This window comes from Enhygromyxa salina (genome assembly GCF_000737335.2).
Lineage (GTDB): Bacteria > Myxococcota_A > Polyangia > Nannocystales > Nannocystaceae > Plesiocystis > Plesiocystis salina_C.
The window spans coordinates 56,831-70,710 of record NZ_JMCC02000039.1 but is presented as its reverse complement, the minus strand read 5'-3'; the positions used below and the strand labels follow the sequence as shown (position 1 = coordinate 70,710).

General features: G+C 64.9%; 11 protein-coding genes. 7 read left to right on the top strand and 4 right to left on the bottom strand.

Annotation, left to right across the window (positions count from 1 at the left end):
- Positions 1 to 48 precede the first annotated feature (48 nt).
- Genes DB30_RS16245 through DB30_RS16235 form a run of 3 tightly spaced genes read right to left on the bottom strand, consistent with a single transcriptional unit; the run spans position 49 to position 5,318 of the window.
- The gene (locus DB30_RS16245) at positions 49 to 3,123 is read right to left on the bottom strand and encodes an efflux RND transporter permease subunit (RefSeq protein WP_052549867.1); all 3,075 of its coding nucleotides are present in this window, start codon (positions 3,121 to 3,123) and stop codon (positions 49 to 51) included.
- The gene (locus tag DB30_RS16240; RefSeq protein ID WP_052549865.1) at positions 3,120 to 4,304 is read right to left on the bottom strand and encodes an efflux RND transporter periplasmic adaptor subunit; all 1,185 of its coding nucleotides are present in this window, start codon (positions 4,302 to 4,304) and stop codon (positions 3,120 to 3,122) included. Before DB30_RS16240 ends, DB30_RS16245 begins: the two co-directional genes overlap by 4 nt.
- A gap of 57 nt (positions 4,305 to 4,361) precedes the next feature.
- On the bottom strand, positions 4,362 to 5,318 hold the full coding sequence (locus tag DB30_RS16235) for an ABC transporter permease (protein WP_052549863.1): 957 nt from the start codon (positions 5,316 to 5,318) through the stop codon (positions 4,362 to 4,364).
- 226 nt (positions 5,319 to 5,544) lie between these two features.
- Here DB30_RS16235 and DB30_RS16230 point away from each other — a divergent pair, with 226 nt between their 5' ends.
- The 7 genes from DB30_RS16230 to DB30_RS16200 are packed head-to-tail and all read left to right on the top strand — an operon-like array spanning position 5,545 to position 12,874.
- Entirely contained in the window at positions 5,545 to 6,246 is a 702-nt protein-coding gene (locus DB30_RS16230) for a TetR/AcrR family transcriptional regulator (RefSeq protein WP_052549861.1), read from the top strand.
- Positions 6,218 to 7,012, top strand: a complete 795-nt coding sequence (locus tag DB30_RS16225; protein ID WP_146659186.1) for an outer membrane lipoprotein-sorting protein — start codon at positions 6,218 to 6,220, stop codon at positions 7,010 to 7,012. The genes DB30_RS16230 and DB30_RS16225 overlap by 29 nt, the downstream gene beginning before the upstream one ends.
- A 12-nt stretch (positions 7,013 to 7,024) precedes the next feature.
- Entirely contained in the window at positions 7,025 to 8,227 is a 1,203-nt protein-coding gene (locus tag DB30_RS16220; RefSeq protein ID WP_052549855.1) for an ABC transporter permease, read from the top strand.
- Between the two features lie 20 nt (positions 8,228 to 8,247).
- Positions 8,248 to 9,510, top strand: a complete 1,263-nt coding sequence (locus DB30_RS16215) for an ABC transporter permease (RefSeq protein ID WP_052549853.1) — start codon at positions 8,248 to 8,250, stop codon at positions 9,508 to 9,510.
- Positions 9,511 to 9,564: 54 nt separating this feature from the next.
- Entirely contained in the window at positions 9,565 to 10,266 is a 702-nt protein-coding gene (locus DB30_RS16210) for an ABC transporter ATP-binding protein (RefSeq protein ID WP_052549851.1), read from the top strand.
- Positions 10,267 to 10,288: 22 nt separating this feature from the next.
- A complete protein-coding gene (locus tag DB30_RS16205) occupies positions 10,289 to 11,839 on the top strand; it encodes a hypothetical protein (protein ID WP_146659184.1) in 1,551 nt (516 codons plus the stop codon).
- An 18-nt stretch (positions 11,840 to 11,857) separates the two neighbouring features.
- Positions 11,858 to 12,874, top strand: coding sequence for a Rieske 2Fe-2S domain-containing protein (locus DB30_RS16200; RefSeq protein WP_146659181.1), 1,017 nt, complete (start codon positions 11,858 to 11,860; stop codon positions 12,872 to 12,874).
- On the opposite strand, the gene DB30_RS16195 is transcribed toward DB30_RS16200, so the two are convergent.
- Positions 12,871 to 13,833, bottom strand: coding sequence for an FkbM family methyltransferase (locus DB30_RS16195; RefSeq protein WP_146659179.1), 963 nt, complete (start codon positions 13,831 to 13,833; stop codon positions 12,871 to 12,873). The genes DB30_RS16200 and DB30_RS16195 overlap by 4 nt on opposite strands.
- Positions 13,834 to 13,880: the final 47 nt, after the last annotated feature.

The following is a 13,880-nucleotide window of genomic DNA, read 5'->3' as shown; positions in this document are numbered from 1 at the left end:
CCCCCTTGTGAGCCCTTGGGCCAGCCCGGATTCCCCCGGATGCGTGCGTTACCGCCGAAACACCCGCCCAGCACCCCGCCGCACATCCTGCTCAATCGCATACAACGCCGGCAACAACCCCAGAGTAACAACCGTCCCAAACAAAACCCCCCAAGCAATCGTAGAGATCATCGGCACAATAAACGCCGTCGACCCAGTCGACCCATAGATCGTCGGAAACAACCCCACCGTAGTAGTAATCGAAGTAATCAAAATCGGCCGCAACCGCAAACTAGCCCCATCGCAGATCTCCCCCAGCTCCAGCTCCCCCCGCTCCCCCCGCGCCGCGTTCAACCCCGACACCATAACCAGCGAATCATTAACAAGCACCCCCGCCAACCCCAGCATCCCAACCATCGCAATAATGCTCAGATCAATCCCCTGAATCATCAACCCGATCACCGAAGCCACCATCCCAAACGGAATCACGATCATGATCAACACCGGCTGCGTCAGCGAGCCAAACAGCACCACCAGCGCCATGAAGATCAACCCCAGGCACAGCCCAAGCGCCACCGCGAGCTCACCCATCGCCGCCTGTTGCTGCTCGAGTTCCCCACCAAACTTCAGCCGAACCTCGGGATACTGCTGCTCGATCCTCGCTTCCCCCACAAACTCCGCCAGCTCCCCGTTAATCTTCTCAACCGTCGTCAGCGCCCGGTCAATGTCGCCAAACACCGTGACGGTCGCGTCGCCATCGACGTGCCGAATGCTCGACTCCCCGGGCCGCTCGCGAACCGAGAGCACACCGCTGAGCGGGATCGAGTCGCCCGCCTGATTGGTGACAACGAGCCCTTGCAGGGTGTCGAGGCTGGCGCGGTCCCGATCCTGAAAGGCCATCCGAAACCCGACCTTCTCAGTACCCAGCTGGATGTCGCCGATGTGGCTGCCGTCAATCGCAACGCGGATCGCGGTGGTGACATCGGACTCGCGGAGCCCTCGCGCCGACATCAGCACGGGATCGAGGCTGACCTCGAGTACCGGCTTACCGGGCACGTAGCTCGACTCGACCGCGTGCACGGCCGGGTTCGCGCGCATCTTCTCGATCAGGATATCCGCGACCCGCAGCCGGTCGTTGGTCGGCCCGGAGATCGTGATCTCAATCGGCTGCCCCGCCGTCGTCGAGCTCCCGCCCTTGACGACCTCGAGCAGCTTGACGCCCTCGACCTTCGCAAAGGTCGCCTCGAGCGGCTCGATAATCTGCGCCGAGGTCCGCTCACGCGCCCCCGACGGCTGCAGGTAGACCTTGGTCAGCGCCCAAGCTGCGTGGGTGCCCCCCTCGCTGATGCCATAGTCGTGGTGGCCAACCTCGGTCGACACGCTGAGCAGATCGTCACCCGTCTCGGCCCGGATCAGCGCCTCGATCTCCTCGGCTTTGACGGCCGTGCGCTCGAACGCCGTGCCCTCCTCGAGCTCGAGCTTGATCATGAACATGTCCGAGTCCGTGGACGGGAACAAGTTGAACGGCACCCGACTAAACGCCAACGAACCCAGCAACCCAAACACGATCAAGTAGCCAACCACGGTCAAGTAGCGGCGCCTGACCAGCCGCGCAACCAGGACGTCGTAGCGCGCCCGGACCCACGTGAACCACGCGCGAGCCTTGCTTGGCTTGGACCCGTGCGACAGGTGAGCGGGCAGCATCAGCTGGCTCTCGATCAGCGAGCTGGCCAGGGTCAGCGCGACGACGATCGGGATCGCCCGCAGCAGCTTGCCCTCAATTCCGCCAAGAAACAGGATCGGCGCGAACGCCAGCGCGGTCGTGATGATGCTGGTGATCACCGGCGCCGCCACGGCGCTGGTGCCATCGATCGCCGCGCGCAGCGGATCGAGCCCCGCCTCGCGGTGTTGGTACACGCTCTCACCCGCGACGATCGCGTCGTCGACCAGCATCCCCAGCATCAACAGCAAGGCCATCAAGGTCATCAGGTCGAGGTCGAGCCCGAACAGGTTCATGCCGACAAAGGTCAGCGCGACGGCGATCGGCAGACCCAGCGCGACCCAGAACGAGAGCCGAAAGTCGAAGAAGGCCAGCAGCACGAAGAACACCAGGATCACGCCCATCACGGCGTTGTTGACCAGCGTCCCAAGCATGTCCTTGGTGAAGCGCGAGGTGTCGTTGAGGACCTCGAGGTTGACCCCGGGCGGCAGCCCTGGCCTGGTCTCGTCGCACAAGTCCCGGATCAGCGCGGCGGTGTCGAGCGTGTCGGAGCCGGCCTGTTTGAGGACCATGAGCACGATCCCGAGATCGCCGCCCGAGCGGGCCTGCTTGGTCCACTCTTCAAAGTCGTAAAATACGTCCGCGACGTCGCTGACCCGCACGTTGTTGCCGACCTCGGTCGAGCGGACGATGACATCGAGCACGTCGCTGGGCTCGTCGTAGCCAGCGACGGTAAGGACCTGGCGCTCGGTCACGAACGACTCGATCGAGCCACCCGAGGATCGCAGCGCGCCACCTCGCAGCGCGGTCGAGATCTCGTCATAGCGTAGCCCTCGGCGCTGAACCGCGACCGGATCGATCAGGACCTGCAGCTCGCGCTCTCGGTAGCCCACCTTGTTGATCCGCCCGACCCCCTCGAGCTCGACGAGCGCGTCCGCGAGCCGCTCGGCCTCGAGCCGCAGCGTCTCCTCGGGCACCGCCCCCGACAGGTGCAGCTCGATCACCGCAAACTCGTCGGTCGTGATCTCGACCACCTCTGGCTTGCCGGGCACCTGATCCGGGAATTCGATCGCGGCGCGATCGGCCGCCTCACGCAGATCCCGAACCGCGCTGTCCTTGTCTTCAATGTCAGGATCGAGGGTGACGGAGATGACCGAGATACCCTCGGTGCTGGTCGACGAGATCGTGTCGACGCCTTTGACGCTGCGCAGCTGTTCTTCGATTGGATCCGTGACCGAGAGCTCGACGTCCTCCGGGCCCGCGCCCGGGTACGCGGTCGTGATCGTGACCATGCCCATGTCGATCTTCGGCATGGTCTCGGCGTTCATGCTGCGAACCGCGGTCAGCCCCGCCACCAGCGAGGCGAGCATCAGCAGGTTGACCAGCAGCGACCGCGACGCGAAGAACTGGATCAGCGCTTTCACAGCTCGACGTCCTTGGCAGGCGCGGCGGCTTCACTGGGTTGGGCGGGCCCAGGGTCACCCTCCGCAGGTGGTGCGGTCGCGCTGTCAGCCAGCACTTTGTCCTGGGTCGCCGTCGCGTGGACGCGGGTGCCGGCCAGGACATACTCGAGGCCGTCGACGATGACCTGATCACCGATCTCGAGGCCGTCGTACACCGGAAGGAATTGATCGTTGCCAAGCCCAACCGAGGGCTCGATCTCGTGCGCGACGCCCTCGCGCTCGACGAACAACAGGCGCCGACGATCTCGCTCGACCATCGCGCGCACCGGGACCACGATCACGTCGGTCTCTGGCAGCGTCTGAATGTACACACGCGCGGTCATGCCCGGGCGCAGCAGCGGATCGACGGCGTTGATCGCCACGCGGACCTCGAAGTTGCCGGTCTGCGGATCCGCGGCCAGCCCAACCTGCTCGATGCGAGCCTCGAAGCTCTTACCCGGCACCCCGCTGACCTCCACCATCGCGCGGTCGCCCACCCGGACCTGGTTGACCCTGCGCTCCGAGACGTACGCACGCACGCGCAGCGCATCTGTCACGACGATCGTTGCGAGCGAGGCGCCCAACGAGACCGTCTCACCTGGGTCGACGAAGCGCTCGCTGACGGTGCCGCTGACGGGGCTCGCAACCTTGGTGTCGTTGACGTCGGTGCGGGCCAAGCTGTAGCCGGAGCGCGCGTTCTCGTAGCTCTCTTGCGCGCGCCGGAGCGCCCGCTCGGCTGCGTCGACGTCGGTCCCCGCCATCGCCCCGGCGCGCATGAGGCTGCGAGCTTCGTCGAGATCCACGCGGGCGTCGGCGGCTGCGGCCTTGGCCGCGTTCAGATCTGCGAGGGACTGCTTGAGTTGGGTCCGGCGGCCTGCTGGATCGAACTCTACGAGCAGTGTCCCGACCTCGACCTTGTCGCCAACATCAAAGTGAACGCTGAGCGCGGTCGCGCCCAGTGTCGCCGACAGGCTGACCTCTTCGATCGACTCGACCGCGCCGTATACGAGGATCGTCTCGCTCCAGTCTGCAGGCGCGACCTCGAGGGTCCGCACTTCCACGACCGCGCTCGGGGCCTCGGTCGGCTCCGCGGCTGGCTCGGCGTCACACCCGAACAGCAAGGTCATGCACAACAGGCCAGAGGGAACGTAGCGATTTTTCATTGGGAGCTCGATCGTCGCGGTGCCAAGTCCGTGGAGTTTGGGATCGCAGTTGAAGGATCACACAGTGCGGATGGCCTCGACCGGCGAAACGCTAGAAGCCTTGTAGGCCGGATACAGCCCCGCCGCCACCGTCGCCAAGATCCCAGCGGCGATCAGGACCGTGACGATCACCTCGATCACGATCGTGCCCTTGGTCTCCATGCTCACGTAGCCAGCCAGATCCGGCTGGGCGTCATACCAGGGCAGCGTCGCGCTGACCTCACCGAGCTTGGCCCCAAGCGTTGCGTCGATCTCGAGCGCGACCTGTGTCGCGTCGCGGTGGTCGTCGAGGAACACTGCGATCTGGGTGTGCTCGTCGGGCCCGTAGCCCAGCAGCTCGCGCAACGGGTTGATCGGGAGCAGGCAGGTCCCCGCATCGACCTCGATCGCGCCGGTCTCGATGATGCCCGAGACCCGCGCGAGCCCGCTGGCGATCTCGCCGGACTTGTCGGTGACCGTGTAGACCACCTTTTTACCCATCGTGACGCCAAGGTTTTCAGCCAGGGACTTGCCAAGGATGATGCCCTCGTCGTCGGGGCTGCTGAACATCTCGCCTTCGACGATCGAGTCGACGAGGCCCAGCGTGGTCTCGTCTTCGCCGGTCGGATCAATGCCGATGACGGCGGCGCCGACGTTGTTGGTGCTGGTCGCGAGCATGGCGCCGCCGCTCACCCGCGGGACCGCGGCACGAACCCGCGGCCGCCCGCGGATGTCCTTGATGAGCGCCGGGCTGACCTCGACCGTCTTCTCGAGCGAAGGCGCGTCGAGGTAGGTCGAGTGCTGGACGATCACGTGGCCGCCGCCAAGCCGCGCCGCGTGGTCAATCATCTTGGAGTAGGTCGAGTCACCGAGCCCGGTCAGCAGCACGGCGAGCAGCGTGCCGAACGCGATGCTGAACAGCGTGATCAGGGTACGGCGGCGGTTCCGCCAGATGTTGCGCCATGCCAGCCGCGAGAGCTCGGGTCCTGTCATCATTCTCCGGTTGTCTCGACCGCTGACCGCTAGGATGTTCATGGTCAGTTTTGGACAGCGGAGCCACCGTGCCACACGTTCTTGACGGTGTCGACCCCTGTGGTCAGAATCGCGGGAAGTTGACCACTCTGGCCAAATCTCTATCTAAGCGGCCAATAGTTCGCAATTTCAGAATTGTGAGAAGGGTCCCCTTGCCGAAACTGACCAAGACGAACACCATGGTCATGTCTTGGGTATCTCCAAAAAGCTGACCGAAGCGATCGAGAAGTTCGTCGGCAACATCGACCCGAACACCAAGAAGGGTCGAAAGCGCGTCGCCATCCTGAGTGCCGCGAGCCAGATGTTCGCAACCTCCGGCTACCGCGGCACCAGCATGGATGAGCTAGCGAAGCAGATCGGCGTCGCCAAGGGCACGCTGTACCTCTACTTCCCCAAGAAGATCGATCTGCTCTTCGCCTGCGCCGCCTACGAAAAGCTGGAGTGGGTACCCCAGCTCACGGCCATCCTGGAGGGCCCCGAACCGGCCGCGGACCGCCTCAAGCAATGGATCATCGCGGGCATGCTGCTGGTCAGCCGCTCACCGCTGATGCTTCGCTTGCTCGAAGACAACGAGATGGCGGGCCTGTTCGCCGAGTGCCCGCCCGAGCTGCTCGACGATGGCCGTGACTTGAGCAAAGACCTCCTGCAGCCCCTGCTCGATGAGGTGGCTGGTCGCCATCGCTGGAGCGCCGTCGAGCTGCGCGACCGCATCAACGTGATCCAATCGCTCTACTACCTCGCGCCCGTGCTGCGCCAGGATTTCGCGCACCCCGGCACCTCGGCCGAGCGTTACGCCGCCATTCTCGCTGATATGGTCGTTGACGGCCTCCGTCCCCGACCCGCCCGCAAGGAGAACCACCCCCATGAAAACGTCACGTCGCTTCGTTCTTAGCGCGCTCTTGGTCGCCAGCGCGGCCGCGTTGATCCCCGGCTCGGCAGCGGCAGCGCCGCCCGCCCCGACGGATCCGGAGTTTGGCCGCTACCTGCTCACCCAGGTCGACGACATGCACCGCGGCAAGTCCAGCCACGCCTTGATGTCGATGCACGTCAAGACCTCGCGGTGGGAGCGTTCAATGACGATGGAGGCGTGGAGCTCCGGCAAAGAGTACTCGCTCATTCGTATCCTCGAACCCAAGAAAGAGCGGGGGACGGCCACGCTCAAGTCCAACAAGGATCTGTACACCTTCTTGAGCAAGACCGGCCGGACCATCAAGATCTCGGGCGCGTCCATGGGCGGCTCGTGGATGGGCAGCCACTTCACCAACGACGATCTCGTCAAAGAGAGCCGGCTCGACAAAGACTTCGACATCATCGTCAAGGACGGGCCAGGCATTCGAGGCGAGCCCACTTGGGCGCTGATCCTAATCCCCAAACCCAAGGCCGTCGTGGTCTGGGGCCAGGTCGACGTCATGATCCGCAAGTCGGATCTGCTCCCGATCGGCCAGCTGTTCTACGACGAGGACCGCAACCCCGTACGCAAGATGGAGTTCTTCGACTACCAGCAGGTCGCGGGCCGCTCGGTGCCCATGCGCATGCGCATGAGCCCGCTCGACGACGAAAGGAAGGGCGAATACACGGAGATGACCTACTCCAAGCTCGAGTTTGACATCGGCCTCGACCCGTCGTTCTTCAGCGTATCGCAGCTCAAGGCGCTCTAGAAAGTTCAAATCATGGACGACCTCAAGCTCGCTTGGCGCAACGTGTGGCGCAACACTCGGCGGAGTGTCGTGACAATGGCGGCGACCGGCCTCGCGCTGTTCGTGATGATTGTCTACACCGGCCTCGTCACTGGCTACGTCAACGGTCTCGAGGCCAACATCTTGAACCTCGAAGTTGGCGACGCGCAGGTGTTCGCCAACGAGTATCGCGAGAAGCCTTCGCTGTATACGACCATCCCGGATCCAACGCAGTGGAGCGCGAAGCTCGAAGAAGCTGGATATCAGGTGTCCCCGCGGCTGTTGGCCTCGGGCCTTGGCGCCAGCGAGGACAACTCGTCTGGCGTGCAGCTGATCGGCCTCGACGTCCTCGCCGACGCCGACGTCAGCTCGATCGGGCAGCAGACCAAGGCGGGCAGGTGGCTCGAGCCCCAGGACAATGGCGTGGTGATTGGCTGGCGGCTCGCCGAGACCCTTGGCCTCGACGTTGGCGGCGAGTTAGTCGTGCTCTCCCAAGGCGCCGACGGCTCGACGGCCAACGACGTATACCCGATTCGCGGGATCCTCAAGGGCATCTCGGATGGGGTCGACCGCGCGGGCGTGTTCATGACCGAAGCGGAGTTTCGCGAGCTGATGGTGCTGCCCGAGGGCGTGCACCAGATCATCCTGCGCACCCCACCCAGCGAAGAACTCGAGGCCGCGACCGCCGTGGCCCAGGGCTACGCGCCCGAGGGCGTCGAGGTCTCGAGCTGGAAAATGCTCAAACCCATGCTGGCGTCGATGCTGGAGTCATCGCGCGCGTCCATGGCGATCATGGCGGTCATCGTCTACATCGCCGTTGGCATCTTGATCCTCAACGCGATGTTGATGGCGGTGTTCGAGCGGATTCGTGAGCTGGGCGTGCTCAAGGCAATTGGCTTCACCCCAATGAAGGTCCTGAAATTGATCTTCTTGGAGACCGGCATTCAAACCGCCGTGGCCCTGGCGGCCGGGGTCTTGTTGGCGATACCGGCCAATTATTACATGATCCACACGGGCATCAACATGGGCAACCTGTCGCTGATGGGCATGGCCTGGGATCCGATCTGGCGATCCACGGTGACCGTAGAGACCTACACCGGCCCAATCACATCATTGGTGATCATCGTCGCCCTCGCGGTGTTCTACCCAGCCATGCGCGCCGCCTTCATTCGGCCGCTGGACGCCATTCGGGACTAACCGACGGATCGGAGCAAGCCATGAACGGACTGAAGCTACCCACCTTGGCCTGGCGCAACATCTGGCGCAACACTCGGCGAACCCTGATCACGCTGTTCAGCATCGCGTTTGGCACGCTCCTGGCCGTGGTGATGACGGGGATTGGCGACTCCTCCTATTCCGAGCTCATCGACCACGCGGCGCGACTTGGCGGCGGCCACGTGATCGTGCAGCACTCGACCTACCTCGACGCGCCTTCGCTCAAGAAGACCGTCACGGTCGGCCCGGAGCTCATTGATGAGATTCGGGCCCAGCCCCGGGTCCGCGCCGCGGTCCCGCGGGTCACGGGCGGGGTCATGCTCGCCACCAGCACCAACAACGTCGGCGCGGCGGTCCTGGGCATTGATCCCAACGCCGAAGACGAGACCACCTTGGGGCTGGTCGACTCGATCGTCGAGGGCGAGATGTTCAGCAGCCCAGACGAGGAAGGCATCATCCTTGGCAGCGTGCTGGCCGAGAACCTTGGCGTCACCCTGGGCAAGAAGGTGGTCTACACGGTCACCGACAAGTCCGGTGAGATCGCCAGCGGGCTCGCGCGGGTCTCGGGCATCATTACTACGGGCGCGACCGAGGTCGACGCGGGCACCTGCCTGCTGCCGATCAATCCGTTTCGAGAGCTGCTGGGCTATGCGCCCAACGAGTTCACCCAGGTCGCGGTGTTCCTCGACGACCACCGCGCCGCCAAGGATGTCGCGGTCGCGCTCGATGCCAAGATCGGCGGGCAGCTGGGGCCCGTCAGCGCGACGCTGCCTTGGTACGACGCCCAGCCGGATCTGGCTGGCTTCGTGAGCATGAAGGTCAACGGCACGATCGTGATGGAGCTGATCGTCACGGTGCTGATCGCCGCTGGGATCTTCAACACCTTGTTCGTGTCGGTGATGGAGCGCATGCGCGAGCTGGGGATCATGGCCGCGATCGGCTTCAGCGGCCGGCAGCTGTTTAGCCTGGTCCTGTGGGAGAGCCTGTGGCTGGGCCTGTGTGGGATCGTGGCCGGTGCGCTGCTGACCGCGTGGCCCTACTACTACCTGTCAACGACGGGCATCGACGTCGCGCAGGCAACAGGCAGCGAGGGTCAAGTGCAGGTCTCGGGCGTCAGCATGGCGCCCATGATCTACGCCGACATCTACCTGCCACACCTGCTGGGGATCGCCCTCGCCGTCGTCATCGCAACCATGGCCGCCGGCCTGTACCCGGCCTACAAAGCCAGCAGCGTCTCGCCTGTAGAGGCGATTCGTACGGTCTAGGTTCACACCTTTCGCGCCGCTATTTCGCGCTGCTATTTCGCATTGGGAGCAATCATGTCGACGGAACCCGAAGTCATCGTCAAGCTCGAGCGAGTCGAGAAAATCTACAAGCAAGGTATGATCGACGTGCCGGCCCTGCGCGGGATGGACCTCGAGGTTCGCCGTGGTGAGTTCATGGCCCTGACCGGGCCCTCTGGCTCGGGCAAGACCACCGCGCTGAACATCATTGGCGGGCTCGACAAGCCAACCTCGGGCAAGGCGCTGGTGCAGGGCACGGACCTGGCCGGGATGTCGCGGAGCCAGCTCAGCAAGATGCGCCGCGACAAGATCGGCTTCGTGTTTCAGGCCTACAACCTGGTCCCGGTGTTGACCGCGTTCGAGAACGCCGAGATGGTGCTGCGCCTGCAAGGCATGCCAGCCGACAAGCGGCGCGAGATCGTGGTCAAGCTACTCGCCGATGTTGGGCTCGAGGGCATGGAGAACCGGCGTCCGGCCGAGATGTCGGGTGGACAGCAGCAGCGCGTGGCGATCGCCCGGGCGATCGCGTCGAGGCCGTTGGTCACGCTGGCCGACGAGCCCACCGCCAACGTCGACTCGGCGACCGCCGAATTGCTATTGCAGCTGATGGAGCGGCTCAACCGCGAGCGCAATGTGACGTTCATCTTCTCGACCCACGATCCACGCGTGATGGCGCGAGCCCGGCGGATCGTTCACATGGTCGATGGCATGGTCACCGAGGACGAGATCAAGAACTGAGCTCGAGCCTATGCTGGGTCTGGTGTTGGCATTGCTCGGGGCCCCCGAGCCGACGCGAGAGCAGTCGGCGTGGGACGTGGCGGGCTGGGGGAGTCCGGTGGAAGCACCGGCCGAGGGATCGGTCGAGCCGCCGAGCTCGCCCAACCCCGACTCCGACGAGCCGCCAACACCCGGTGATGCGCCCACGCCCGAGACCGAGGCTGGGTGGGACGCCGCGGGCTGGGGCAGCGAGGCGGAGGCGCCCACCAAGACGCCGCCCACCAAAGAACCCACACAGGGCCCCAGCAAGCCGCCCGGCGACGCGGACTACAGCGCGTGGGACGACGCAGACGGCTCAGCGAGCAGGGACGACAGCTCAGATAGCCTGGGCGACGATCCAAAATTGAGGGTGGGGGACATCCTCGCGGGCAGCTTGCGGCTGACAGGGTCGTACCTGCATTTTGACGACCCCGAGCTGTTCCCGGCAGGCGACGACGCGATGGCGGTCACGGTCGGGCGGATCCTGCTCGAGGCTGACGTTGGCCAATACCTGCATGTCTCGTTCAACGGCTTTGGCGAGCTCGCCCGGGTCCCCGGCGGTGGCAGCCTCGGTGGCAGCTTCGCAAGCGCAGGCAGCACCCGCAGTGCCTACCGGACCCGCTACCTTGGCTGGCAATTCTGGGAGAATGGTTCTGTCACCGGGCAGCTGGGGGTTGATCGTGCGTCGATGCGGGTCAGCGTCGACTCGGTCAACGTCGAGATCGGGCGATTTCCGGTCACCTATACGGTCGCGAGCATGTTCACGACCAACGACTTCTTCGCGCCCTTCTCGGCGACGGCGGTCAACCGAATCTACAAGCCCGGGGTTGACGCGATCCGTGTAGCGACCGGCTTTGGCACGACCGGGAGCGTCGATGTTGTTGGCGTGCTTGGCTATGATCCAAACAACGACAAGCCCAGCTGGGGCCGCAGCGCCGTGTTCACCCGCGCGGCCGTCGTTGGCGGCGGCTTCGAGTGGGCTGCGCTCGGGGGCAAGGTCTCGCAGCGCTGGGTCGCGGGCGGCTCGATTCAGGGCGACGCTGGGCCCATCAACCTGCGTGGTGAATTCCACGTCGGGATTCCCGATGAAGACGGCGACGGCCACGACAAGGACGACCGGCCGGTATACGGGCGCCTCTCCGCCGGGCCCAGCGTGAGCTTTGCTTGGCAAAACGCGGCACTGGGTGCCGAGTACATGTTTGCTTCGGACGGCGCGAGCGATCCTGCGAGCTATGTCAATCGGGCGCTGGCGAGCTATTCGGACGACCTCCCGTACCTCGGCCAACATTATGTGGGGCTCGTCGCGGCCGCCGAGATCATCCCGATCTTGCGAGTCTCGCTCACGGGGATCGTCAGCGCCACCGACGGATCGGGCCTCGCGGGCGTCGCGTTCATCTACAATGTCGCGAATGAGTCAGATCTCATCTTGGGTGTGTTCGTGCCGTGGGGCGCGGGCGTGCGTGGCTTCGACCCCATGGCTGGAACTGTCGATCTTGGCAGTGAGTTTGGCACCTCCCCGATCAGCGCATACCTCGAGGCTCGGGTGTTTTTCTAGGCTAGATTGGCTGCCGCGATGACGAAGTACGCCTCGCTTCCCAACCCCGACGGGTGGTTCGCGGTCTGTTTCTCGACCGAGCTCGCGGCCGGGCAGCTTCAGGCGCGTCGCTTGTTCGACCGCGACGTCGTCGTGTTCCGCACGGAGTCCGGGCAGGTGGCGGTGATTGACGCACACTGCCCGCACATGGGCGCGCACCTTGGCCACGGCGGTCGGGTCGACGGTGACGCCGTGCGCTGCCCGTTTCATGGGTTTCGCTTCGCGCCTGACGGTGCCTGCATCTCGACGCCCTATGCGACCAAGATTCCACCCAAGTGTGCAACGCGCTCGTGGCACACCTGCGAGCGCAACGGCGTGATCTTGGTTTGGCACGATCAGCGCGGGCGGCCGCCGAGCTTTCAGATCCCCACTTACGATCTAGACACGTGGCTGCCGATGCAAACCCAGACCTGGGAGCTCTCCACCCACCCGCAAGAGACCACAGAGAACAGCGTGGATCTCGGGCACTTGGGCGAGGTTCACCACTATCGAGATGTCGAAGTCCTCGAGCCGCTGAAGACCGAAGGCGCGTATCTGACGATTCGCTACGGGATGTCGCGCAGCGGGTTTGGCCTGAGTCGCACGGCGGAGAACCGGGCCGAATTTCGCGTTCACGTGCATGGCCTGGGTTTCTCGCACGTCGAGGTCCACGAGCAGCGGCGCGACGTCAGGCTGCGGTTTTGGGTGCTGTGTACGCCAACCGAAGCCGACAAGTGCGAGCTGCGTGCTGCGTGCACGACGACCGTGCATGCGCGGCCCTATCGGGCGAGCGCTGCGTTGGGGCTGCTGCCCCGGGGGGTCGCGTCTCGGGTGATTCAAAAGTTTGCGTTTGACGAGTTCTGCCACGACCTCACGCAGGACTTCGAGGTCTGGCGTAACAAACTCTATGTTGACCCGCCCGCGCTGGCCAAGGGTGATGGCCCCGTCGGTCGCTACCGGAGCTGGTGTCGGCAGTTCTACCCGCAGCTCCCGCTCGTGGCCAAGCGCGCTAGCTAGCTCGGTTGGCGGGCCTTGGCGATCGCCGCTGTCCGGTCGTGGCGGGGCTGGCGAGCCGGGAGAAACAGGTTGGTGAACGCCTTCTTGCTCGCGGGGTAGGCCGCGAGCAGGGCGGCAGGCGTGCTCGGGGCGATGCGTTGCTCCCACTCGAGGATGTCCTCGAAGCTGTAGCCCAACGCGGACAGCTCGCCCAGGCAGGTCGCAGCGTCGTCGCCGATCTCCGCCAAGAATTTGGGCGAGAACTCCATCACGATCGCGGTCTCGGCGTGGGCGCGCAAGGTCGCGGCCGCGCCCGCGAGGATCTTGCACTCGGCGCCTTGCGTGTCGATCTTGATGAAGTCGACGGGGCCGGCGTGATCGACCAGGAAATCGTCGAGGCGGATCATCTGAATGTCCACGGACTCGCGCTTGCCGGAGGGATCGTAGATTCGGTGGTCGCCCCGGTTGGTGCGGTGCAGGTAGAGCTGAAGGGTGCCGTCTGTGGCCCCGAGCGCCTTGGGCACGAGCGTCACGTTTTCATAGCCGTTGAGCTTCACGTTGCGCTCGAGGATCGCAAACGCCTCGGGATCGGGCTCGAACGCGAACACGTGGCCGGCGTCGCCGACCGTGCGCGCCGCTAGCAGCGTGTAGTAGCCAATGTTGGCGCCGACATCGATGACGACGTCGCCCGGACCGATCGCCGCGCGAAACAACATGGTCTCGCGCGGCTCCCAGATGTGATCGCGGGCGATGATCTTGCTGATGATCGCGTCATCGGGGTTGAGGTACATGCGGCTGCCCTGGACCTCGACGGGCGTGTTTGGATCGACCTCGACCGTCGCCATGGGGCTGGGATCGGGCGCTGCGGCGGGGGTGGCCTCGGCCGATTTGGGCTTCGAGGTGTCGGGGCTGGAGCAGGCAGCCACGGTCCACGCAGCGATCAGCGCGAGGGCGCGCGCGTGTGTGGTCGGAGCAGGCACTGCGCCGAGTATAGGGACTGCGCCAGGCCGATGCACCTCAGGGCGCG